This window comes from Actinomadura sp. DC4, assembly GCF_030406325.1.
GTDB lineage: Bacteria > Actinomycetota > Actinomycetes > Streptosporangiales > Streptosporangiaceae > Actinoallomurus.
Window position 1 is genome coordinate 85249 of sequence record NZ_JAUEQY010000010.1, and the last position, 21245, is coordinate 106493.

Sequence of the window (21245 nt, forward strand, 5' to 3'; positions counted from 1 at the left end):
ACTTTGAGCATACTGAAGTATGCGTCAGCGGATGAGCAGGTTGACGTCGCCGAACTCATGCCAGCGGTACTCCCGTGCCAGAGCCTCCTCGTAGACGCGTTCGAGCAGTTCCTCGCCCGCCACGGCGCTCAGCATCCGAAGGTGGGACGAGCGCGGCTCGTGCAGGCCGGTCAGCAGGCCGTCCACGGCCCGTACGCCCTCGTCCGGCGTCACGACGTGCGACGTCCAGCCCTTCGACGGGCGGACGAACCCGCCGGCCCCGGCCGCGGTCTCCAGCGCCCGTACGACGGTCGTGCCGACGGCGATCACCCGGCCGCCCTCCCAGCGCACGTGGTTGACCAGCGCGGCCGTGGCGGCCGGCACGTGGTAGCGCTCGGCGTACGGCGGCTCGTCCTTCTCCGGCGAGGCCACGCCCGTGTGCAGGGAGAGCGGCGCGACCTGCACGCCGCGCGAGACGAGCCGCGTCACCAGCTCCGGCGTGAACGGCCGTCCCGCGCTCGGCATCTCCGCGCTGCCCCCGTCCGGGCCCGGCCGTCCGAACACCGTCTGGTACGCCGAGAGCGGCCAGTCGCGCCCGACATAGGAGTAGCGGATCGGCACGCCGTGACGCCGCAGGTAGGCGACCACGTCGGTGTCGAGCCGGGCGCGCCACAGGCGGGGCGTCTCCCGCCCGCACAGGGTGAGCGTCGCGCCGCCGGGCAGCGGGAACCACTCGCCGCACCGTCCGCCGTCGTAGGGCACGGTCGCGCCGTCGCGCCGCAGCCGGAGCTCGACCAGCCACGCGCCCTCCGGGCTCGACGGCAGCGGCCCGGAGAAGTGCAGCGCGAGCCGGTCCAGGCGTACGGCGGCGGGCAGGGTCTGTGAGGTGTTGACGACGAGCAGGTCGCCGGGGCGCAGGAGCTCGGGCAGCGCGGAGAACGGCCGGTGGCTCACGCCGTCGGGCGTGCCGGCGAGCAGGCGGACGCCGTCGCGCCGGGCGGGCGGCTCGTGGGCCTCCAGGCCCGGGGGGAGGGTGAAGTCACGCATGGGGATCCTCGACTCGGTGGGCGGCCAGTGCCGCGACGATGGCGATGACGGCCGTGCAGACGGCACCCGCGTTCAGGCCGGCCGCGTTGACGAGCGCGCCGGCCAGACCGACGGCCAGTGACGAGCCGAGGGTGTCGCTGATCTGCAGGGCGGAGGAGTTGGTGCCCTGGGCCGCCCCGGAGGACAGGCGCAGCACCGTCACGCTGAGGGCGGGGTAGGCCAGGCCGATGCCCGCGCCTGCGGCGATCCAGGCGGGAAGCGTCAGCCAGCCGGAGACGTGGAAGGAGACGGCGACGGCGAGGACGCCGGCGGCGTGCAGGCACGCGCCCGCCACGGCGAACCGCACGCGCGACCCTCCGGGGAAGCGGCCCTGCCACCACGAGCCCGCGGACCATCCGAGGGCGCCGGCGGTCAGCACGATGCCGGCGGTGGCCGGGCTGAAGCCGAACCTCGTCGTCAGCGCCAGCGGGATGAACGCCTCGGTGCCGGCCATCGAGCCGAGCAGCAGGCCGCGCATGGCGACGGCGGTGGGCAGGCCGCGCCGTAGCCGGGCCATGCCGCGCGGCATGAGCGTGCGCACGCCGTAGGCGAGGGCCGCCAGGCCGGCGAGCGCGACCGCCGAGCGGTGGTCGATGCCCCAGAGCAGGGCCGCGGCCCCGGCCGACAGCGCGACGGCGCCGAGCATCCGCCCGCGCGGCATCGTGCCGCGCGTCCGCAGCCCGCGCAGGGTGGGGATCAGGGCCAGCGCGGCCGGCACCACCAGCGGCACGATGCCGAGGAACACCCAGCGCCAGCCGAGGTGCTGGGCGACCAGGCCGCCGATCGAGGGCCCGACCAGGGACGGCACCACCCACGCGCCCGCCATGGCTGCGAAGATCTTCGGCCGTGCCTCCTCCGGATAGACCCGGGCGACGATGACGTACAGCGGGACCGAGGCCAGGCCCGAGCCGAAGCCCTGGACCGCGCGGCCGCCGACGAACCACACCATCGTCGGCGCGGTGCCCGCGATCAGCAGCCCCGCCACGAAGACCACGAGTCCGGTGAGCAGCGGCCGGGCGGGCCCCCGCGCGTCCGCCCAGCCGCCGGAGACCACGTTGGCCAGCAGGCCCGCGATGAAGACCGCGCTGAACGCCCAGGCGTACAGCGGCAGGCCGTTCAGGTCGCGCGCCGCCACCGGCATCGCGGTGCCGACCGCCATCGCCTCGAACGCGAGCAGGACGATGACCAGCGTGATGCCGATCGTGGCCATGCGGTAGGGCCGGGCGAGCAGCGACGGCGGCCGTACGGCGGGCTCGTCGACGACCGTCATCGCGCCAGGCCGGAGGCGGTGTACCGCCCGCTGGGGAGACGCTCGCCGATCAGCCGCAGCAGCGCGGGCACCGCGACGTCCTCCGGGCGCGGCGCCGCCTCGGCGTCCTCCCCGGCCGCCGCGAGCATCTCCGTCCGCATCTCGCCGGGGTCGACCCACCAGACGGAGACCCGCGGCTCCTCGGCGGCCAGCACATTCGAGAGCTGCTCCAGGGCGGCCTTGGTCGCGCCGTACCCGCCCCAGCCCTCGTACGGCTCCCGCGCGGCGTCGGAGCTGACGTTGACGATCGCGCCCCGGCGCTCGCGCAGGGACGGCAACACGCCCTGGATCAGCGCGAGCGGCCCGAGCGTGTTGACGGCGAACGCCCGCTCCAGCGCGTCCAGCGGGTGATCGGACAGCGCGGGCAGCGGCGTGACGCCGAACGTGCTCGCGTTGTTGACGAGCAGGTCGAGACCGTCCGCCGCGGCGGCCAGCGCGGCACGGTGCGCGGGGTCGGCGACGTCGCCGGCGATGACCGTGCTCCCGGCCGGCGCCGCCTTCTCCAGCGCGGCCCCGTCGCGTGCGTCGAGGACGAGCTCCCAGCCGTCGCGGGCGAGCGCCCCCGCCAGGGCGAGGCCGAGACCGCGGGACGCTCCGGTGATCAGTGCCTTCATGCCTCAGACGCTAGAAGGCGAGGTGCGGGGAGGCATCGGCCGTCGGGACGGTCCGGCCATCGGCGATAAGGCCTAGGACTCATCGCCGAGGCGGGGCCGCTGGGCGCGGGAGTACGGTCGGGGCGTGGAAGCCGACCGGGACGCCGCCCTGCACGCGGTCAGCGCGGCAGTGCTCGCCGTCACGCGGCACCTGTCCGTGCACGAGGTGTTCCAGGTGATCGTACGGGCCGCGGCGCAGCTTCTCGACGCCCGTTATGCCGCGCTCGGCGTGCCGGACGACGAGGGGTCGTTCGCGGAGTTCGTCGTCGAGGGCGTCAGCGACGAGGAGTGGGAGGCGATCGGGCCGCTGCCGCGCCAGCACGGGCTGCTCGCCGTGATGCTCCGCGAGGACAAGGTCCAGCGGCTCGCCGACGTACGCCGGGCGCCGGCGTTCGAGGGGTGGCCGTCGGCCCATCCGGTGCTGCGCGACTTTCTCGGGGTGCCGATCCGCGACGGCGACGAGACGCTCGGCATCATCTTCCTGGCCAACAGACGCACGCCCGGCGGCTTCACCGCCGACGACGAGGAGCGCCTGATCCTGTTCGCCGCGCACGCGGCCATCGCGCTGACCAACGCGCGGCTGTACGAGCGCAACCGCGAGCTGACCGTGATCGAGGAGCGCGCCCGGCTGGCGCGCGAGCTGCATGACGCGGTCGCCCAGAAGCTGTTCTCGCTGCGGCTGACGGCCGCGGCCGCGCTGTCCGCCCCGGACCCGGCGCCCGAGCTCGAACGCGTGCAGACGCTCGCCAAGGAGGCCCTCGCCGAGCTGCGTGAGGTCATCTTCGAGCTGCGCCCCGCCGAACTCGCCGGCGACGGGCTGGCCGAGTCGCTGCGCAAGCACGTGAGAGTCCTGGACCGCGTCTGGGGGGCGGGGCGCCGTACGGCCGTGCGGTTCGAGGGCGAGGAGGTGCCGCTGCCGCCGGAGACGGAGGCCGTGGTGTTCCGCATCGCCCAGGAGGCGCTCTACAACGCGCTCCGGCACGGCCGCCCGCGTGAGGTGGCGGTGCGCCTGACGCCCGGCGTGCTGGAGATCCACGACGACGGCGTCGGCTTCGACACCGCCAACGACGCACGCGACGGGCTGGGCCTGGCGTCCATGCGCGAGCGGGCGGCCTCGGTCGGCGGCACGCTGACCATCGAGTCGTCCGGCTCCGGCACCGTCGTACGCCTGGAGGTGCCGGAATGATCCGTGTGCTGATCGCCGACGACCATCCCGTCGTACGCCAGGGGCTGCGGACGTTCCTCGGTGTGCAGGCCGACATCGAGGTCGTCGGGGAGGCCGCCGACGGCGCGGAGGTGGTCGCGCGGGCGGAGGCGCTCACGCCGGACGTCATCCTGCTCGACCTGAAGATGCCGGATGTGGACGGGCTGACCGCGCTGCGCGAACTCCGCGAGCGCGGCGTGCCCGCGCGTGTGCTCGTTCTCACAAGCGTCGGTGAGCGCGCGCGGGTGCTGCCGGTCGTACGGGCGGGCGCGGCGGGCTACCTCTACAAGGACGTCGACCCGCACGCTCTGGTGCAGGCGATCCGCGCGGTGCACGACGGGCACGTGTTGTTCGCCCCCGAGGCGGCGGACGCGATGCTGGCCGCTGACCAGGGCGGGAAGGGTACGACGCCGCTCACCGAGCGCGAGGGGGAGGTCTTGGTACAGATCGCCCAAGGCCGCTCGAACCGCGAGATCGCGCGGGCGCTCGTCGTGTCGGAGAAGACCGTCAAGACGCACGTCTCGAACATCCTGATGAAGCTCGGGCTACAGGATCGGACCCAGGCGGCGCTGTACGCAGTGCGCCACGGACTGGCAGAACGATGACTCCGCGAGAAATCGACCCTGTGATCCATGAGGCGTAAGTCGCGCCGGTCGAATATGTTGATGAAGCTCAGCAGTCGGCTGAGTGAACCGCACCGCCGAGGACGACATCGGAACACATATGAGAGTTGCCATTCGCTACGCCGCGGGCTCGGATGTCGGACGTGCCCGCGAGAACAACGAGGACTCGGCGTATGCGGGCCCATGGCTGCTCGCGGTCGCCGACGGCATGGGCGGTCACGTGGGCGGCGAGATCGCCAGTTCCCTCGCCATCCAGGCCCTTTCCGCCATCGACCATGAGGTCCCACAGGCCAAGCTGGTCGAGGTGGTCGAACGCGCCGTGCTCGCGGCCAACCAGGCGATCGCCCGCAAGGTCGAGGACGAACCCGCGCTCCAGTCGATGGGCACGACGTGTACGGCGATGCTCTGGTCGGGCACCCACACGGCGCTCGCCCACATCGGTGACTCGCGTGCCTACATGCTGCGCGAGGGGATCCTCTACCAGATCACCGAGGATCACACGCTGGAGAAGATGCTCACCGGCGAGGACGGCGCGGCCCCCCACCTGGCCAACCGTCTGGTCCGCGTGCTCGACGGCAGACCGGAGCGCAAGCCGGACCTGTCGTTGCGCGAGGCGCTGCCCGGCGACCGTTACCTCCTGTGCTCTGACGGGTTGAGCGGTCCGGTCGACGCCGAGACGATGCACCAGGTGCTGACCACCGAGTCCGACCCCGCCGCCGCCGTGGGTGAGCTCATCACCGCGGCCAACCAGGGGGGCGGGCCGGACAACATCACGGTGATCGTCGTGGACGTCGTCGCGGAGGGCGCCGAGGCCGCCGCCCCGATGGTCGTCGGCGCGGCGGAGGACTGAGCGCCTCCCCGCCCGGATGCTGAACGCACGGCGTGCTCCGCGCCGTGCGATTAGCCGTTGGAGCCGGTCCGCGCAAGGTCTCTGACGGGTTACGTTCTCAAATCTGGTCGGTCTTTTACTTGACCCGTACCCGGTTTATTGCGATATACGGGTCCACAAGCGGATAAGAGCACCAACGGGGAGGACAAAGGTTTTGGACGTGGCACGGGGGCCTGAGGTCGCGTCACGAGCCCGAGGACGGCCGGCCGGCGTAGTCGACGGCCTGATCGCCGCGTCGGCCGACGGCGTGCGCGGTATGGCTCTGCGCGTGGGCGCGATGGCGACCGCGGCGGTGCTGGTGTCCACGGTGCACCGGATCCACGATCCTGGCACGCTGTGCCCTCTGCGGGCACTCACCGGAATCCCCTGTCCTCTCTGTGGCGGTACCACCGTCTTCATCGAGCTGGGCGCGGCTCACCCCGTCGCCGCCCTTCTCGCGAGCCCGGCCGTCGTCTTCGGGGCGATCGGCCTGGCCACGGCCCCTCTCGGATCGGGGCGGCGATGGTGGGCGCTCGATTCGCGTATCCGTGCTTGGATCATCGGAGTGGCTCTGGGGCTGTCTTGGGTCTGGCAACTCGCCCGCTTCGGGTTTCTGCCCCTCTAGTCAGCACTCATCACGGCGACCGCCGAGCCAGGTTTGGCGGACGGGCGTAATCAACAAAGGAGAAAGAGCGTGAGCACCCCCTACGACCCGTACGGCCAGGGTCAGCAGCAGCCCGGCTACGGCCAGGGCCAGCAGCAGCCCGGTTACGGTCAGGGTCAGCAGCAGCCTGGCTACGGGCAACAGCAGCCGGGTTACGGCCAGGGCCAGCAGCAGCCTGGCTACGGGCAGGGTCAGCCTGGCTATGGACAGCAGCAGCCGGGTTACGGCCAGGGTCAGCAGCAGCCGGGGTACGGCCAGCCCGGTTACGAACAGCAGCAGGGCTATGGCCAGGGTCAGCAGCAGCCGGGGTACGGCCAGCCCGGTTACGAACAGCAGCAGGGCTATGGCCAGCAGCAGGGCTACGGCCAGCAGGGATACGGCCAGCAGCCGGGCTACGGTCAGCCGGGGTACGGCCAGCAGGGTTATGGTTCCGGCTACGGCCAGGCCCAGTACGCCGGCTGGGGCTCACGCCTCGGCGCGCGTATCGTCGACGGCCTGATCGTCGGTATCCCGGCCGGTATCATCATCGCCATCATCGGCGCGGTCGTGAAGAGCGTCGCCGTCAGCTACCTCTTCGAGCTGATCTTCCTCTTCATCATCGCGTTCGCCCTCAGCTTCCAGGAAGCCAACACCGGTCAGACGATCGGCAAGCGTCTTCTCGGCATCAAGGTCGTCAGCGAGGCGACCGGCCAGCCTCTCGGCGCCGGTGCCGCGTTCGGCCGGCAGCTCTGCCACTCCACGATCGACGGCTGGGTCTGCCTGCTCGGGTTCCTCTGGCCGCTGTGGGACGACAAGAGCCAGACCTTCGGCGACAAGATCACGAAGGCCATCGTCGTCACGGCGTGAGCATCGGACTCCTGTGGCGGGGCGTATTCCTTCGGGAATGCGCCCCGTTTTCGGTCCGGTAAGACACCCTCAACGGACCGCGTCCAGGACGCTGTTGCAGGCCGCGACCCGCGCCCGGCGTACGGCGTGGTCCAGGTCGCGCAGGGCCTCGGCGCGGCGGCTGACCTGGGCGGCGGACAGGGCCGCGCCCTCGGTGCCGCGGGCCAGGTCCACGACGACGGCCAGCCGGCCGGCCAGCGCCGCCACGCGGTGGGCGCGAGCCGGATAGCCGGGGGCCAGACCGCCCATCTGCTCATGGTGGTGCGACTCGCGCAGCGCGCCGAGCGCCTCGGCGATCTCCGGCCGCCATTCCATGGTGCCGTCGACGGACATGAGCGACTCGGTCGCGTCCCGTACGGCGAGGGTCAGCCGGTGGTCGGCCTCGGGCAGCAGCGGGGCGTCCGCGACGGCCGACGGCGTCTCGTGCACCGTCCAGCGCGTGCCGACGTAGGACGATCCGCGCCGGTCCTCGGCCGGGATCAGCCCGAACGTCTGGGCGCCGACGGAGGCGAGGACGGCCTCTTCGGCCTCGATGGCCGCCGTGTTGAACGCCGGCGGCCCGGTCAGCCCGAGCGGATCTCCGGGCGCGGGCAGCGCCAGCCGCAGCGCGGACAGGCCGGCCACCCGGAGCGTCGCGAGACCGCCGCGCAACGGCATCTCACCGCGTGCCTCCGGGATGCCGGCCGCGACGTGAGGGCCGCCCTGGCGTTCGACGGCGTCGACGGCCTCATCGAGCCCGACGTGACCGGTCAGCCATGCGTTGCCCCAGGCGACGAGGGCGGCCGAGGGGTGATGGACACGCATGCCGACAACCATAAGGCGTCCGAATGCCGTAGGTTCGTGCCGGAGACCCGGTGCGAGCCCGGCGGCCCTGTCGCCTGCGGCTACGCGCGAAACCGAAGGGATGCGATGGCCGGCGAGGTACTCAGGCTCAAGGGCGTCGAGATCCGGCGCGAGGGTGCGACGCTGCTGCGCAACATCGATTGGGCCGTGCAAGAGGACGAACGATGGGTGATCATCGGTCCGAACGGCGCCGGAAAGACGACGTTGCTGCAGGTGGCGGGCGCGATGCTGTACCCCAGCGAGGGCACGGCCGAGATCCTGGGCGAACAACTGGGTAAGGCCGACGTCTTCGAGCTGCGGCCCCGCATCGGGCTGTCCAGCTCGGCGATCGCCGACAAGGTGCCGGCCGAGGAGAAGGTCATCGACCTGGTCCTCACGGCGTCCTATGCGATCATCGGCCGCTGGAAAGAAGAATATGACTCCACGGATGTGACCCGCGCCGTCGAACTCCTCGACGCGCTCGGCTGCGCGCACCTGATCCGCCGCCGCTTCTCGACCCTTTCGGAGGGTGAGCGCAAGCGCGTGTCGATCGCCCGCGCCCTCATGCCCGACCCGGAGCTGCTCCTGCTGGACGAGCCCGCCGCCGGCCTCGACCTCGGCGGCCGTGAGGACCTCGTGGCGCGGCTGACGAGCCTGGCCGTCGACCGGCTGGCGCCGACGATGGCGCTCGTCACGCACCACGTCGAAGAGGTGCCGGAGGGCTTCACCCACGCGATGCTGCTGCGCCGCGGCTCGGTCGTCGCCACCGGCAAGGTCGATGAGGTCTTCACCGACGAGCACCTGTCCAAGTGCTTCGGCCTCCCCCTGCGGATCGAGCGCCAGGAGGGACGCTGGCACGCGCGTGCCGTGACCACGTGACCCGATGACCCCGCTCCACGCCCTGACGATCTTCGCGACCGGGCTCGCGGCCGGATGCATCAACGTCATCGTCGGCTCCGGATCGCTGATCACCTTCCCGGTCCTCATCGCGCTCGGGTACCCGCCGGTCGTGGCGAACGTCTCCAACACCGTCGGCCTCGTACCGGGGGCCGCCTCCGGGGCGTACGGTTACCGGCGCGAGCTGATCGGCCAGCACACCCGGCTGCTGTCGCTGGGCTCCGCCTCGGTGATCGGCGCGATCATCGGCGGCCTGCTGCTCCTCGTCCTGCCCGAGGAGACCTTCGAGATCGTCGTACCGGCGCTGATCGCGATCGCGTGCGTGCTCGTGGTCATCCAGCCCCGGCTGAGCGCGTGGCTCGGCGGCCGCACGCGGCGCCCGCACGGCGGGCCCTGGCTGTGGATCGGCGTGCTCGCCACCGGGGTGTACGGCGGCTACTTCGGCGCCGCGCAGGGCTTCATCCTGATGGCCCTGATGGCGATCTTCCTGGATGAGGACCTGCAGCGCGTCAACGCCGTCAAGAACGTCCTGGCGGGCGTCGTGAACGGCTCGGCGGCGGTGCTGTTCATCTTCGTGGCCCACGTCGACTGGGCCATCGTCGCGTGCATCGCGGCGGGTTCGGTGCTCGGCGGCCTCGCCGGCGCCTCGATCGGCCGCCGCCTGCCGGCGACGGCGCTGCGCGTGCTCATCGTGATCGTCGGCGTGACCGCGATCGTCAAGCTCCTGGCCTAGCGGTTCCGGAGGATGGCGGCGGAGGCCTCGTCGGCCGGCAGGAACGCCTCCAGGCGCAGCTCCGAGAGCGTGACGTCCACCGCGGTCGCGAACGAGGTCAGCGTGGTGATCAGCCGGAGCTCGCCCTCCGCGCACCGCAGGCGCAGGGGCACCGCGAAACCGATGTGGTCGGGCCCGGACGGCATCGGCGGGACGTAGCCCCGCAGCTCGGCGATGAACGCCTCCAGCCGGTCGTCCGGGCTGCGGACCGCCTGGGAGCGGAGGCTCTCGACGATGTGCCGCCCCCACTCGGCGAGGTTCTCGACGCGCCGCGCCATGCCGTCCGGGTGCAGCGCGAGACGGAGCACGTTGACCGGCGGCCGCAGCAGGTGTGCGGCGGCGCCCTCGGTGAGCACCTCGATCGCGGCGTTGGCGGCGACCAGCTCGCCGTACGGCCGCACGACCGCCGCCGGGTAGGGCAGGTGGCCGTCGAGGATGCGGTCGATCGCCTCCCGTACGGGCGCCAGCTCCGGGGCGTCGAGCCGGGACTCGGCGAACACCGGGGCGTACCCGGCGGTGAGCAGGAGGGCGTTGCGCTCGCGCAGGGACAGCTCCAGCGACTCGGCGAGGCGCAGGACGATGCCCCGGCCGGGGCGCGACCGGCCCTGCTCGATGTAGCTGAGGTGCCGCTGCGTCGTCCCGGCCCGCACGGCGAGCTCGAGCTGGCTCCAGCGCCGCGACGCGCGCCATCGCCGCAGCTCGGCGGCGAACCGGCTGTCCTGCGTCACCATGACCATGCTCCAGTCCTACCGGGCCGGCGCGACGCCCGTCGATTCCCTCGGCGGTATTGCCGGCGGCCCGCGCCCCTCCCGAACATGACCGTCATGTCAGATCTGAAGCTTTACACGAGGGTCGTCCGGACCGGCGACGGCGGATCCCGGTTCGAGGACGGCGCGCTGCCGTTGACCGAGCGGCGGATCGCCGACGGTGTGCCGCCGATGTTCACCGGAGGCCTGTCCGCCTCGGCGGCCGTGACGTTCCTCCGGAGTGCGGACTTCGACAGCGACCCGCACCCCGCGCCGCGGGAGCAGTGGGTCGTGATGGTGCGCGGTGCGATCGAGGTCGAGGTAAGCGACGGTGAACGGCGCCGGTTCGGCCCCGGTGACCTGGTGTTCGTGTCCGACACGACCGGGCGCGGGCACGTCACCGCCGCGATCGGAGAGCCCCCGTTCGAGGCGCTGTTCGTACCGGCACCGTGCCCTTCCGGCGTCGATTGAAGCGGTACTTAACGGGGTAATAATCGAATAGACGTTCGAAGAAGGGTGCGGTCATGAAGGGCGACAGGGTCGAAATCATGATCGATGCCGGCGAGGCGACGCGGACGTACGAGGTGACGGCCACACGCGCGGGGCGGCGGGTCGAGGTCGTCACCCGGCGCGGCGTCGTCGAGGTGACCGAGGTGACTCGCACGGGCACCCCCGTACGCACCGCGCGCTTCATGGCCAGCCGGGTGCTGGCACTGGTCGAGCACCCGTTCAACGACCGCCGCGAACCGGCCGCGGCACCACCGGACGAGTCCTGATCCGGCGAGCCGCCGCCAGCCTCCCAGCTCGCCGGTGAACGCCGCGGACGGCATCGGCTGGGAGAACATCGGGAAGTCGTACTTCAGCGCGTTGTCGTGCTCCTCGACGGAGGTCGCGGCGAGGCAGTCGCTGAGCGTCACGACCCGATAGCCGTTCTCGTAGCCGGAGCGCATGGTCGACTCGATGCAGCAGTTGGTGAGGAACCCGCCCAGTGCGATGGTCGTGATGCCCTTGCTGCGCAGGATGAAGTCGAGGTTCGTGCTGGCGAAGGTGTCGAGACCGCGCTTGCCCTCGATCACGATGTCGCCGTCGGCCGGCGCGAGCTCGTCGATGATCGCCGCGCCCCACGAGCCCTTGACGAACGCGTTGCCGTCGACGACCCCCTTGAGGATGCCGTGCGGGCACCGAACGCGGGGTCGATCTCGCCCCAGGACACGATCGCCCGGTACCTGTCGGCTCCGTTGGCGGCGAAGGCCGGAACTCCATTCAACTGGCATCTGCCCGGCAGATCGACCCCCGGTCCTGGGAAGTGCGACGGGTCAGCGGGCGGGGCGGACCTGGATCATGCCGCTCTCCAGGATGCGGGTCTCGAACGCGGGCTGCCGGCCGGTGGCCGGGCCGTGGACGACGGTGCCGTCGCTGACCTGGAAGGTGCTCCCGTGCCACGGGCAGATCACGCAGATCTCGTCGTCCACGCGGACCATGCGGCCCTGGTGCAGTGGGCCGTCGAGGTGGGTGCAGCGGTCGGCGAGGACGTAGACGTCCTCGCCGTAGCGCAGGACGAACAGGCTGATGTAGCCGAGGCTGCGGTGCACCGGCCAGCCCTCGGGCAGCTCGTCCAGCGGGCACAGGTCGTGCCAGCCCAGCGGGCCGAGGTGGGTGATCGACTCGGCGTGGCTGGCGCCGGCGCCGAGGCGGAAGGCCAGGTGGCCGCCGAGGTAGGTGCCGCCGAAGAGGGCCACGAGGCCCGCGAGCCCCAGCGCTCTGCCCTGGCGGGTGCGCCCGCGGAGGCGGGCGAGCAGCGAACCGGCGAACAGACCGGTCGCCGCGATGGTGCCGACCGAGTGGACCACTCCGACGCGCTGCTGCTCGATGTGCAGCGAGGACCAGTCGGCGGCCCCGGTGAGGGCCACGGGCACCGCGCCCGCGAGGCCGGCGGCCAGCAGCACCTGGGAGGCGCGGTCGGCGTCCGGCAGCAGGTCGAGGAGGACGGCGGCGGTCCAGCAGCCGACCGGGATGTCGGTGAGCGGTGGGTGGGCCGGATGGCCGAGCGGCACGCCGTGCAGGAGGTCCTTCAGCCGTCCGGGAGGCAGAAACCGGAGCACGACTCCGGCGAGGCCTCGGGCCGGCCGGTCGAGCACGTGAGCGTGCTCGATGTCCTCGGCGACCTTGAGAGGGCGGGGGACGGTCAGGGACCTGGGGATCCTGCTCACCCGCTGCCGGTTCACCGCACCTCCTCGGATGGCTCTGCTTTGGACACTAGCCTGCCGCGCCGCGGGCCCACCATACGGGGGTGGCGCCCACAACGATTTTCTACCGTGCGCCGGGCAACGGCGAAGACAATTTTCGGCATCACGCGAGGTTCCACGAGACGACATCGGTGAAACACGCCAATGCGGCCGTATCGCGTCACCTGACGGGTCTCGCGCCTCTATCATCCCTCGTTTATCTTTAAAGGGTCCACGAGTGAATCACCGGCACCCGGGGTGGTTGCGATGCGACGGCTCGAGGCCGAGTTCCCCGGCTGGCGATTGTGGATCAGTGACACCGGGCGATGGTGGGCCTTTCGCACCTCGGCCTGCGCACTCACGATCGAGCAGCTGAGAGCGGGCTGCCGCCTCATCGTCCAGGCCGACACCGCCGAGGCGCTCCACTCCGCCATCACGGCCGAGATCGAAGCCGAGCGGCGAACCTCCGAGGCCCGGCGCGCATCCTGACCGCGCAGTGAAGTCGTCCGAACTCACCGGACGAAAGTGGCGGAACCGGAGTTACCTTGGAGTCAAGGGCCATACGCCAGTCGATGGCGCATGCGCCATCGAAGGAGAGCGCCATGTCGGCGTGGGTCGTCTGGCTGGTCATCGCCGCCGTCCTCGGGATCGCCGAGGTGACCACACTGACGCTCGCGCTCGGGCTGCTCGCGATCGGTGCGCTCGCCGGCGGCCTGACCGGGGCGCTGGGTCTTCCCTTGGCCGTTCAGCTGATCGTCTTCGGCGTCACCTCGGCCGCCGGTCTCGTCGTCATCCGCCCGCTCGCCGTACGGCACCTCCGGCAGCCCCCGCTGCTGCGCAGCGGGACCGCCGCGCTGGTCGGGCGCGAGGCGCTGGCCCTGACCGAGGTCACCCGTCACTCGGGCCGGGTCCGCATCGGCGGCGAGGAGTGGACCGCACGGCCGTACGACCCCGGCGTCGTCATCCCTCAGGGGGCGGATGTGGACGTCCTGGCGATCGAAGGCGTCACCGCCCTCGTGCATCCACGGGAGGACTCATGGCCGAATTCGCCATAGCGAGCCTGATCGCACTGATCGTCGCGCTGCTCATGGTGGGCGCGGTGGTGCTGCGATCCGTCTGGATCGTGCCCCAGGCCCGCGCCCGCAACGTCGAGCGTCTCGGGCGCTACCGCAAGACCCTCCAGCCGGGAATGAACTTCATCATCCCGTTCGTGGACAAGGTCAAACCGCTGATCGACCTGCGCGAGCAGGTGGTGGCGTTCCAGGACCAGTCGGTGATCACCGAGGACAACCTCGTCGTGCACATCGACACGGTGCTGTTCTTCCAGGTGACCGACCCGCGCGCGGCCGACTACGAGATCGTCGACTACATCAAGGCGATCGAGCAGCTCACCGCCACCCAGCTGCGCAACGTGATCGGCACCCTCGATCTGGAGGCGAGCCTGTCCTCGCGCGACCGGATCAACACCGCGCTGCGCGGCGTGCTCGACGACGCCTCCGGCAAGTGGGGCATCCGGGTGACGCGCGTGGAGATCAAGGCGATCGAGCCGCCGCAGTCGATCAAGGACGCGATGGAGAAGCAGATGCGCGCCGAACGGGAGAAGCGCGCCACGATCCTGCAGGCCGAGGGCATACGCCAGGCGAAGATCCTCACCGCGGAGGGAGAGAAGCAGGGGTCCATCCTGGAGGCCGAGGGCGCGCGGCAGTCCGCGATTCTGCGGTCGCAGGGTGAGGCGCAGGCCATCGAGCAGGTCTTCACCTCGATCCACCGCAACGATCCCGACCCGAAGCTGCTCGCCTATCAGTACCTCCAGACGCTGCCGGAGCTCGCCAAGGGTGAGGGCAACACGTTCTGGGTGATCCCCAGCGAGGTGACCTCGGCCCTGCGGTCGGTCACCCAGGCGTTCGCCGGAGAAAAGCCGTCGCCGGCCCGGCCGCCGGAGGAGCGGCCCGCGCCCGACGCCCTGCCGGAGGGGCACACGCCGCCGTACGAGCTGCCGCCGAGCGACGCCCGCGCGTCCTGAGACGAAAAGAAGGGCGGCCCGCGGTGCACGGGCCGCCCCTCTCCCGGGGGGTGGGGGAGCTCAGCTCCCGCTCACGTCCAGCCCGGCGGCGACGTCGTCGCCCAGGTCCTTGGAGATGTTGCGCCAGTACTCCACGACGCGCGTCTTCATCGCGGAGGTGACCTCCGGGCGGGACGCGTGGCCGACGATGTTGCCCGTGAGGTTGGCGCGGTCGGTCTCGGACAGGACGCCCTCATACAGCGCGCGCGGCTGGCCGTAGTCGTCGTCCTCGGAGTGCAGCGTGTACGCGGCCCGTACGATCTCACCGGTCACGCCGTAGCTCTCGCTCTCGTACAGCGACGGCTCGGCCTCCGGGCCGCCGACGGAGTTCGGCGCGTACACCGGGTCGCCGTAGTTCTCGTACCGCATGGCGCCGTCCTTGTTGTAGGAGTGGACGGGCACCTTCGGGCGGTTGACCGGGAGCTGGAGGTAGTTGGGGCCGATGCGGTAGCGATGGGTGTCGGGGTAGGAGAACAGCCGGCCCTGCAGCATCTTGTCCGGGCTCGCGGCGATGCCGGGCACCATGTTGGCGGGCTCGAACGCGGCCTGCTCGATCTGGGCGAAGTAGTCGTCGGGGTTGCGGTTGAGGGTGAACCTGCCGATGTTGATCGGCGGATAGTCGCCGTGGGGCCAGACCTTGGTCAGGTCGAACGGGTTGAAGCGGTAGTCCGCGGCGTCCTCGAACGGCATGACCTGGATCTGCACGGTCCAGGACGGGTGCTCGCCCGCGCTGATGGCGTAGCTCAGGTCGCGGATGTGGAAGTCGCGGTCGAGGGCGGTCTGCTCGCCGGCCTCGGCGTCGGTGAAGTTCTTGATGCCCTGGTCGGTCTTGAAGTGGTATTTCACCCAGAACTTCTCGCCGGCGGCGTTGACCCACATGAAGGTGTGGCTGCCGTAGCCGTTCATGTGCCGCCAGGAGTACGGCGTGCCGCGGTCCGACATCAGGAAGGTCACCTGGTGCGCGGACTCGGTGCGCAGGGTCCAGAAGTCCCACTGCATGTTGTGGTCGTGCAGGTGGTTGTCGGACCGGCGCTTCTGCGAGTGGATGAAGTCGGAGAACTTGCTCGGGTCGCGGATGAAGAAGACCGGCGTGTTGTTCCCGACGAGGTCGTAGTTGCCGTCCTCGGTGTAGAACTTCATCGCGAAGCCGCGGGGGTCGCGCACGGTGTCGGGGAAGCCGAGCTCCCCGGCGACGGAGGAGAACCTCAGGAGCAGGTCGGTACGGGCACCCTTCTGGAAGAGCTTCGCCTTCGTGAACTGGCTGACGTCCTCGGTGATCTCCATGAACCCGAAGGCGCCACCGCCCTTGGCGTGGACGACGCGCTCGGGCACGCGCTCGCGGTTGAACTGCGCCATCTTCTGGATCAGATAGTGATCCTGGAGCAGCAGTGGTCCGTTCGGCCCGACCGAGAGCGAGTCGTGATCACTGGGCGCCGGGATGCCGGCGTCAGTGGTGGTGATGGGCCTTACGTCAGTCATGCGAAGTTCCTCCTTATGGACCCCGACGGCAGTCGGGGCAGAATCCCCAGAAGGTGACGTCCGCCTCGTCCACCAGGTAGCCCGCGTCGTCGGCGGGTTCGAGGCACGGCGCCTCGCCCACCGCGCACTCGACGTCGGTGAGGCGGCCGCACTCTCGGCAGACGAGGTGATGGTGGTTGTCACCGACCCGGCACTCGAAACGAGCCGGGCTTCCCGCAGGCTCGATCCGCCGTACGAGGCCCGCCGCGGTGAACGCGTGCAGCGCCTCATAGACGGCCTGGAACGACACGTGACCGAGGCGGTCGCGCACCTGCGAGGTGACCGTGTCGACGTCGAGATGATCGCCGGCACGGACTGAATCGAGGATGGCGAGCCGGGCGGCCGTCACCCTGAGTCCCGCCGTGCGCAGCTGCGCGGCGGTGTCGTGCGGGTGTTCCGTGTCCTTCACCCCACCCACGGTATGCGCCTAACCTGAGTCATTCAAGGGAACGACCGATGTCCGTTTCAGGGCGGACGGGCGTTTCCGGGCACCGGGGACGTCGATGGGTCCGTGCAGGTCAGGGTCGCTCAGAGGGCGGCGACGAGCCGGGCGATCTCTTCCTCGGTGTTGTAGTAGTGCACCGAGGCGCGCACGCGCGGCGCCGGTGTGGCGCCCTCGTCATAGCGGTACGTCTGCTCGGACAGCCGCACGTTGATCTTCTTACGGGCCAGGGAGGCGACGATCTCCGCGGAGTCGTGGCCCTCACGGGTGAACGTCACGATTCCCGAGCGGCGGGCGCCCCGGTCGCGGACCACGACGCCGGGGACCTCGGCCAGCGCCTCGCGCAGCCGGGCGGCCAGCGCGGACACCCGGCGCTCGATCACGTCCAGCCCGATCTCCATGGCGTACTCGGCCGCCGCCGCCAGGCCGAGCTGGAGCGCGGCCGAGCGCTCGTAGCTCTCGAACCGCCGGGCGTCCTCGCGCAGCTCGTACGACTCCGGCCCGGTCCACTCCGCGCTGCGGTCGTCGATGAACGTCGGCGCGATCAGGTCCAGCACCGCCCGCCGTACGTAGAGGAACCCGATGCCCCGCGGCCCGCGCAGGAACTTGCGGCCCGTCGCCGACAGCAGGTCACAGCCGATCGCGTCCACGTCCACCGGGAGCTGGCCGACCGACTGGACGGCGTCGACGAGGTAGAGCGCCCCGGCCGCCCGCACGAGCCGGCCGATCTCCGCGACCGGGTTGACGAGCCCGTCATGGGTGGGAATGTGATTGACCGCGACGAGCCGTACGTCCGGCCCGAGCGTGGCGGACAGGGCGTCGAGGGAGACCTGGCCGTGCTCGTCGTCGGGGAGGACCTCGACCTTGATGCCGCGCTCGCGCGCGGCGTGCAGGAGGGCGAGGGCGTTGCTGCCGTACTCCCCGGCCGAGGTCAGGACGCGGTCGCCGGGCCGGAAGCGGATGCCGTAGAAGGCGGTGTCCCAGGCGCGGGTGGCGTTCTCGGTGATCGCGATCTCGCCGGGGCCGGCGTTGACGAGCCGGGCGAGAGAGTCGTACGCGCCGACCAGGCGATCCATCGCGGCGTCGGCCGCCTCGTACCCGCCGATCAGGCCTTCGGTCTCCAGGTGCCCGCGCACCGTGTCCAGTACCGGCCGGGGCTGCAGGGCCGCACCCGCGTTGTTGAAGTGCGTGACCCGCGCGCACCCGGGCGTATCAGCACGGATCCGCGTTATGTCCAGCACGTCGCCTCCCCGAGTGATCCACGCCCACCGTGAGAAACGCTACGGCTCAGAAGAGAGACGTCAAGGTCACGGGCGTGGCATTCTGTCCGATCTACCCCAAGGTGGTGAGTGCGATGCGGCGGCGACCCCTGCTTCCTGTCGTTATGGCCATGGCGACCGGCCTGGCGGTGGCCGCGTCGGCGTGCAGTGATCGGAGCGACGCCAAGATGCCGCCGCTCAGCATGACGCCGTCCGCGCCCGGCGGCAGCGCGTCGCCGAAGGCCGAGGCGGCGGCCAAGGAGCCGATCACGCTCGCGTTCGCGGGCGACACGCACTTCCACGCCCAGCTCGCCGCCCGTCTCGCCTCTCCGCGGACCGCGCTCGGGCCGACCATCCCCGCGCTGAAGAGCGCCGACTTCACCATGGTCAACCTGGAGACGGCGATCACGACGCGGGGCACCAAGGAGCCCAAGGAGTTCAACTTCCGCGCTCCGGCGACCGCGTTCACCGCGCTGAAGGCCGCCGGGATCGACGTCGTCTCCATGGCCAACAACCATGGCGTCGACTTCGGCCACGTCGGCCTCGTCGACTCGCTCGCGGCGATCAAGCGCTCCGGGTACCCGGTCGTCGGCATCGGCAAGAACGCCGCCGAGGCGTACAAGCCCTACTACGCGACCGTGAAGGGCACCCGGCTCGCGGTGATCGGCGCCACGCAGGTGCTCGACGACAACCTGATCGCCGGCTGGACCGCCACCGACGACCACGCCGGGCTCGCCTCGGCCAAGAACGCCCCGCGCCTGGTCCAGGAGGTGCGCAAGGCGCGCAAGCAGGCCGACGCGGTCATCGTCTACCTGCACTGGGGCCAGGAGATGAACGCCTGCCCGCTGCCCCGGCAGAAGCACCTCGCGGCGCAGCTCTCGCGCGCCGGCGCCGACATCATCGTCGGCGGCCACGCCCACGTGCCCCTCGGTGGCGGCTACTGGCACGGCAGCTACATCGACTACGGCATGGGCAACTTCTTCTTCTACGCGGCGAGCGGCCGGACCGCGGACACCGGGATCCTCCAGCTCACGCTGAACGGCCGCAAGGTGACCAAGGCGCAGTGGCGGCCCGGGACGATCTCCGGCGGCGTGCCGCGGCTGCTCACCGGCACCGCGCGGGTGCAGGGCCTGGCCAAGTGGAACGCCCTACGGCGCTGCACCGGCCTGTCCGCCACCCCGGACACCGCCTGACCCGATCAGGTCGCGGTACCAGCGGTACGAGGCGCGAGGCGTACGGGCCTGCGTCTCGTAGTCGACGTGGACGAGGCCGAACCTCGGGTGGTAGCCCTCGGCCCACTCGAAGTTGTCCAGCAGCGACCAGACGTAGTACCCGCGCACGTCGACGCCCTCCTCCACGGCCGCCCGTACGGCGCCGACGTGGGCGTCCAGGTAGTCGATGCGGTGCTGGTCCTCCAGCGACTCGTCGTAGGAGCAGCCGCTCTCGGTGATCTGGATCGGGGGCAGCGCCGCGCCGTACCGCTCCCGCAGCGTGAGGAGCACCCGGCGCAGCGCGTCGGGCACCACCGGCCAGCCCATCCCGGTCACCGGCACGCCCGGCACGTCGGTCATCGCGAACGGCAGCGCGTCGCCCTCGGAGGGCGCGGCGACGCCGACCGGGCTGTAGTAGTTGACCCCGAGCACGTCGATGGGCGCGGCGATCGTGTCGAGGTCGCCGTCGCGTACGTGCGGCAGCGGCACACCGAGGTCGGGGTAGACGCCGCGCAGGATCGGGTCGGTGAACTGCCAGTTCAGCAGGTTGTCGAACGCCTCGGCGGCGGCCAGGTCCTCGGGCCGGTCGCTCGCGGCCTGCGCGGGCGTGTGGTTGTTGGCGATGGCGATCCGCCGCGCGCCGGCGTCGCGCAGGGCGGAGACGGCGAGGCCGTGGCCGAGCAGCTGGTGGTGCGCGGTGGGAAGCGCGCCGAGCATGAGCGCCTGACCCGGCGCGAAGACGCCGAAGGCGTAGCCGTACGCCATGACGACCATCGGCTCGTTCAGTGTGATCCAGAGTTCGACGCGGTCGGCGAGCCGCTCGGCGACGATCGCGGCGTACTCGGCGAACCGGGCGGCGGTGTCGCGGTTCATCCAGCCGCCGGCGTCCTCCAGCGGCTGCGGGAGGTCCCAGTGGTACAGCGTCGGCGCGGCGGCCAGCCCGCGTTCGGCCAGCCCGTCCACGAGTCGGTCGTAGAAGTCCAGGCCCTTGGCGTTGACCGGCCCGCTGCCCGACGGCTGCACACGCGGCCAGGCGATGGAGAAGCGGTACGCCCGCGCGCCGAGACCGGCGATCAGGTCGAGATCCTCCGGCCAGCGGTGATAGTGGTCACAGGCGACGTCGGCGTTGTGCCCGTCGCGGATCCGGCCGGGCTCGCGGCAGAACGTGTCCCAGGTCGAGACGCCGCGTCCGTCTTCGCCGGTCGCCCCCTCGATCTGGAACGCCGAGGTCGCGACTCCCCACTGAAAGTCGGGCGAAAATCCCGAAACCGGCTTCACCGTTACCTCCCGGAGATGTGAGGAGGTTTCGGATCCTACGGGGCGGGCGCGCACTCTTAAAAGGCATGATTGTACGTGTGACGACGGATACCTCGGCGCTGCGCCGACGGCCGGCCCAGCGGCGGAGCGCCGAGCGGGTACAGCGGATGCTGGACGCCTGTGCGGAGATCCTCGACGAGGCGGGCTACGACGGCCTCTCAACGACCAAGGTGGCCCAGCGCGCCGACGTCGCGATCGGCTCGGTCTACCAGTTCTTCCCCGACAAACGGGCGATCGCGCAGGAGCTGGCCCTGCGCAACCTCGAGATGTTCGGCGAGCGGGTCGCACGCGGCCTGGCCGAGGGCGACTTCGCGCACTGGTACGACGCGGTCGGCACGGTCATCGACATCTTCGTCGACATGAACCGCACCGTCGCCGGCTTCCGCGTCCTGCGCTTCGGCGACATCGCCGACGTCCGCCTGCTCGACGCCGGCGAGGAGAACAACGCGGTGGTCGCGGACCGTCTGCGGGCACTGCTCGTCGAGGCGTTCGAGGTACCCGACACCGACGAGTTCGCGCTCGCCCTCGCGGTCGCGGTGGAGGCCGCGGACGCGGTGCTCAAACTCGCCTTCCGTGACGTACGCGACGGCGACCCCGCGCTGCTCACCGAGGCGGAGCGGCTCATCACCGGTTACCTCGCCCACCACTTCGAGGCGTAAGGCATAGCGGCCGCGGCCGGGACGCGTCTGAAGGGGGACGACAG

At 71.2% G+C, this 21245-nt stretch carries 24 protein-coding genes; 13 read left to right on the forward strand and 11 right to left on the reverse strand.

The features are described from left to right. Positions 1-24 precede the first annotated feature (24 nt). From QWU11_RS18395 to QWU11_RS18405, 3 genes are read right to left on the reverse strand one after another with little or no spacing between them, the layout of a single operon-like run. Entirely contained in the window at positions 25-1026 is a 1002-nt protein-coding gene (locus QWU11_RS18395; RefSeq protein ID WP_290112702.1) for an S-adenosylmethionine:tRNA ribosyltransferase-isomerase, read from the reverse strand. Then, positions 1019-2335, reverse strand: a complete 1317-nt coding sequence (locus QWU11_RS18400) for an MFS transporter (protein WP_290112714.1) — start codon at positions 2333-2335, stop codon at positions 1019-1021. The genes QWU11_RS18395 and QWU11_RS18400 overlap by 8 nt, the downstream gene beginning before the upstream one ends. Beyond that, the gene (locus QWU11_RS18405) at positions 2332-2988 is read right to left on the reverse strand and encodes an SDR family oxidoreductase (RefSeq protein WP_290112717.1); all 657 of its coding nucleotides are present in this window, start codon (positions 2986-2988) and stop codon (positions 2332-2334) included. Before QWU11_RS18405 ends, QWU11_RS18400 begins: the two co-directional genes overlap by 4 nt. A 124-nt stretch (positions 2989-3112) precedes the next feature. On the opposite strand from QWU11_RS18405, the gene QWU11_RS18410 reads away from it, so the two are divergent. From QWU11_RS18410 to QWU11_RS18430, 5 genes are all read left to right on the forward strand, one after another. Next, positions 3113-4213 (forward strand): GAF domain-containing sensor histidine kinase, encoded by a 1101-nt coding sequence (locus QWU11_RS18410; protein ID WP_290112719.1) that lies wholly within the window; start codon positions 3113-3115, stop codon positions 4211-4213. Next, positions 4210-4836, forward strand: a complete 627-nt coding sequence (locus QWU11_RS18415; RefSeq protein ID WP_290112746.1) for a response regulator transcription factor — start codon at positions 4210-4212, stop codon at positions 4834-4836. The genes QWU11_RS18410 and QWU11_RS18415 overlap by 4 nt, the downstream gene beginning before the upstream one ends. Before the next feature lie 118 nt (positions 4837-4954). Next, a complete protein-coding gene (locus QWU11_RS18420) occupies positions 4955-5704 on the forward strand; it encodes a protein phosphatase 2C domain-containing protein (RefSeq protein ID WP_290112780.1) in 750 nt (249 codons plus the stop codon). A gap of 316 nt (positions 5705-6020) precedes the next feature. Next, positions 6021-6347: a DUF2752 domain-containing protein gene (locus tag QWU11_RS18425; protein ID WP_290114268.1), complete on the forward strand. Its 327-nt coding sequence runs from the start codon at positions 6021-6023 to the stop codon at positions 6345-6347. A 69-nt stretch (positions 6348-6416) separates the two neighbouring features. After that, a complete protein-coding gene (locus QWU11_RS18430) occupies positions 6417-7232 on the forward strand; it encodes an RDD family protein (protein WP_290112782.1) in 816 nt (271 codons plus the stop codon). A 69-nt stretch (positions 7233-7301) separates the two neighbouring features. Here QWU11_RS18430 and QWU11_RS18435 read toward each other — a convergent pair whose 3' ends face one another. After that, positions 7302-8075, reverse strand: a complete 774-nt coding sequence (locus QWU11_RS18435; protein ID WP_290112784.1) for a hypothetical protein — start codon at positions 8073-8075, stop codon at positions 7302-7304. Positions 8076-8180: 105 nt separating this feature from the next. Here QWU11_RS18435 and QWU11_RS18440 point away from each other — a divergent pair, with 105 nt between their 5' ends. After that, on the forward strand, positions 8181-8972 hold the full coding sequence (locus QWU11_RS18440; RefSeq protein WP_290112823.1) for an ABC transporter ATP-binding protein: 792 nt from the start codon (positions 8181-8183) through the stop codon (positions 8970-8972). Between the two features lie 4 nt (positions 8973-8976). After that, on the forward strand, positions 8977-9723 hold the full coding sequence (locus QWU11_RS18445) for a sulfite exporter TauE/SafE family protein (protein ID WP_290112842.1): 747 nt from the start codon (positions 8977-8979) through the stop codon (positions 9721-9723). Here QWU11_RS18445 and QWU11_RS18450 read toward each other — a convergent pair. Further along, the gene (locus QWU11_RS18450; protein WP_290112844.1) at positions 9720-10499 is read right to left on the reverse strand and encodes a helix-turn-helix transcriptional regulator; all 780 of its coding nucleotides are present in this window, start codon (positions 10497-10499) and stop codon (positions 9720-9722) included. The genes QWU11_RS18445 and QWU11_RS18450 overlap by 4 nt on opposite strands. A gap of 87 nt (positions 10500-10586) precedes the next feature. Here QWU11_RS18450 and QWU11_RS18455 point away from each other — a divergent pair, with 87 nt between their 5' ends. Beyond that, positions 10587-10979 carry a hypothetical protein gene (locus QWU11_RS18455; protein ID WP_290112846.1) on the forward strand — a complete coding sequence of 131 codons (393 nt, stop codon included), beginning with the start codon at positions 10587-10589 and terminating at the stop codon, positions 10977-10979. A gap of 8 nt (positions 10980-10987) precedes the next feature. Here the strand turns inward: QWU11_RS18455 and QWU11_RS18460 are convergent, their stop codons facing one another. Continuing rightward, complete coding sequence (locus QWU11_RS18460) at positions 10988-11782, reverse strand: cysteine hydrolase (RefSeq protein ID WP_290112847.1); 795 nt, start codon at positions 11780-11782, stop codon at positions 10988-10990. Positions 11783-11824: 42 nt separating this feature from the next. After that, entirely contained in the window at positions 11825-12733 is a 909-nt protein-coding gene (locus tag QWU11_RS18465) for a Rieske 2Fe-2S domain-containing protein (RefSeq protein WP_290112902.1), read from the reverse strand. 267 nt (positions 12734-13000) lie between these two features. On the opposite strand from QWU11_RS18465, the gene QWU11_RS18470 reads away from it, so the two are divergent. From QWU11_RS18470 to QWU11_RS18480, 3 genes are all read left to right on the forward strand, one after another. Then, a complete protein-coding gene (locus QWU11_RS18470) occupies positions 13001-13222 on the forward strand; it encodes a hypothetical protein (protein ID WP_290112904.1) in 222 nt (73 codons plus the stop codon). A gap of 113 nt (positions 13223-13335) precedes the next feature. Beyond that, a complete protein-coding gene (locus tag QWU11_RS18475) occupies positions 13336-13788 on the forward strand; it encodes an NfeD family protein (protein ID WP_290112943.1) in 453 nt (150 codons plus the stop codon). After that, complete coding sequence (locus QWU11_RS18480; protein ID WP_290112945.1) at positions 13770-14756, forward strand: SPFH domain-containing protein; 987 nt, start codon at positions 13770-13772, stop codon at positions 14754-14756. Before QWU11_RS18475 ends, QWU11_RS18480 begins: the two co-directional genes overlap by 19 nt. A gap of 60 nt (positions 14757-14816) precedes the next feature. Here the strand turns inward: QWU11_RS18480 and QWU11_RS18485 are convergent, their stop codons facing one another. The 3 genes from QWU11_RS18485 to QWU11_RS18495 form a co-directional block, all read right to left on the reverse strand. Next, on the reverse strand, positions 14817-16274 hold the full coding sequence (locus tag QWU11_RS18485) for a catalase (protein ID WP_290112947.1): 1458 nt from the start codon (positions 16272-16274) through the stop codon (positions 14817-14819). Between the two features lie 13 nt (positions 16275-16287). After that, positions 16288-16722, reverse strand: a complete 435-nt coding sequence (locus tag QWU11_RS18490) for a Fur family transcriptional regulator (protein WP_290112948.1) — start codon at positions 16720-16722, stop codon at positions 16288-16290. A gap of 119 nt (positions 16723-16841) precedes the next feature. Beyond that, positions 16842-17996, reverse strand: a complete 1155-nt coding sequence (locus tag QWU11_RS18495) for an aminotransferase class V-fold PLP-dependent enzyme (RefSeq protein WP_290112958.1) — start codon at positions 17994-17996, stop codon at positions 16842-16844. A gap of 149 nt (positions 17997-18145) precedes the next feature. Here QWU11_RS18495 and QWU11_RS18500 point away from each other — a divergent pair, with 149 nt between their 5' ends. After that, the gene (locus tag QWU11_RS18500) at positions 18146-19207 is read left to right on the forward strand and encodes a CapA family protein (protein ID WP_290112960.1); all 1062 of its coding nucleotides are present in this window, start codon (positions 18146-18148) and stop codon (positions 19205-19207) included. On the opposite strand, the gene QWU11_RS18505 is transcribed toward QWU11_RS18500, so the two are convergent. Further along, on the reverse strand, positions 19163-20503 hold the full coding sequence (locus QWU11_RS18505) for a GH1 family beta-glucosidase (RefSeq protein WP_290112976.1): 1341 nt from the start codon (positions 20501-20503) through the stop codon (positions 19163-19165). The genes QWU11_RS18500 and QWU11_RS18505 overlap by 45 nt on opposite strands. A gap of 77 nt (positions 20504-20580) precedes the next feature. On the opposite strand from QWU11_RS18505, the gene QWU11_RS18510 reads away from it, so the two are divergent. Further along, positions 20581-21201 carry a TetR/AcrR family transcriptional regulator gene (locus QWU11_RS18510; RefSeq protein WP_290112987.1) on the forward strand — a complete coding sequence of 207 codons (621 nt, stop codon included), beginning with the start codon at positions 20581-20583 and terminating at the stop codon, positions 21199-21201. The last annotated feature ends 44 nt before the right edge of the window (positions 21202-21245 follow it).

Coding starts and splice junctions, on each gene's coding strand:
- QWU11_RS18395 (WP_290112702.1), bottom strand. CDS start 1,026: ATGCGTGACTTCACCCTCCCCCCGGGCCTGGAGGCCCACGAGCCGCCC.
- QWU11_RS18400 (WP_290112714.1), bottom strand. CDS start 2,335: ATGACGGTCGTCGACGAGCCCGCCGTACGGCCGCCGTCGCTGCTCGCC.
- QWU11_RS18405 (WP_290112717.1), bottom strand. CDS start 2,988: ATGAAGGCACTGATCACCGGAGCGTCCCGCGGTCTCGGCCTCGCCCTG.
- QWU11_RS18415 (WP_290112746.1), top strand. CDS start 4,210: ATGATCCGTGTGCTGATCGCCGACGACCATCCCGTCGTACGCCAGGGG.
- QWU11_RS18420 (WP_290112780.1), top strand. CDS start 4,955: ATGAGAGTTGCCATTCGCTACGCCGCGGGCTCGGATGTCGGACGTGCC.
- QWU11_RS18425 (WP_290114268.1), top strand. CDS start 6,021: ATGGCGACCGCGGCGGTGCTGGTGTCCACGGTGCACCGGATCCACGAT.
- QWU11_RS18435 (WP_290112784.1), bottom strand. CDS start 8,075: ATGCGTGTCCATCACCCCTCGGCCGCCCTCGTCGCCTGGGGCAACGCA.
- QWU11_RS18440 (WP_290112823.1), top strand. CDS start 8,181: ATGGCCGGCGAGGTACTCAGGCTCAAGGGCGTCGAGATCCGGCGCGAG.
- QWU11_RS18445 (WP_290112842.1), top strand. CDS start 8,977: ATGACCCCGCTCCACGCCCTGACGATCTTCGCGACCGGGCTCGCGGCC.
- QWU11_RS18450 (WP_290112844.1), bottom strand. CDS start 10,499: ATGGTCATGGTGACGCAGGACAGCCGGTTCGCCGCCGAGCTGCGGCGA.
- QWU11_RS18455 (WP_290112846.1), top strand. CDS start 10,587: ATGTCAGATCTGAAGCTTTACACGAGGGTCGTCCGGACCGGCGACGGC.
- QWU11_RS18460 (WP_290112847.1), bottom strand. CDS start 11,782: ATGCCAGTTGAATGGAGTTCCGGCCTTCGCCGCCAACGGAGCCGACAG.
- QWU11_RS18470 (WP_290112904.1), top strand. CDS start 13,001: ATGCGACGGCTCGAGGCCGAGTTCCCCGGCTGGCGATTGTGGATCAGT.
- QWU11_RS18475 (WP_290112943.1), top strand. CDS start 13,336: ATGTCGGCGTGGGTCGTCTGGCTGGTCATCGCCGCCGTCCTCGGGATC.
- QWU11_RS18480 (WP_290112945.1), top strand. CDS start 13,770: ATGGCCGAATTCGCCATAGCGAGCCTGATCGCACTGATCGTCGCGCTG.
- QWU11_RS18485 (WP_290112947.1), bottom strand. CDS start 16,274: ATGACTGACGTAAGGCCCATCACCACCACTGACGCCGGCATCCCGGCG.
- QWU11_RS18500 (WP_290112960.1), top strand. CDS start 18,146: ATGGCGACCGGCCTGGCGGTGGCCGCGTCGGCGTGCAGTGATCGGAGC.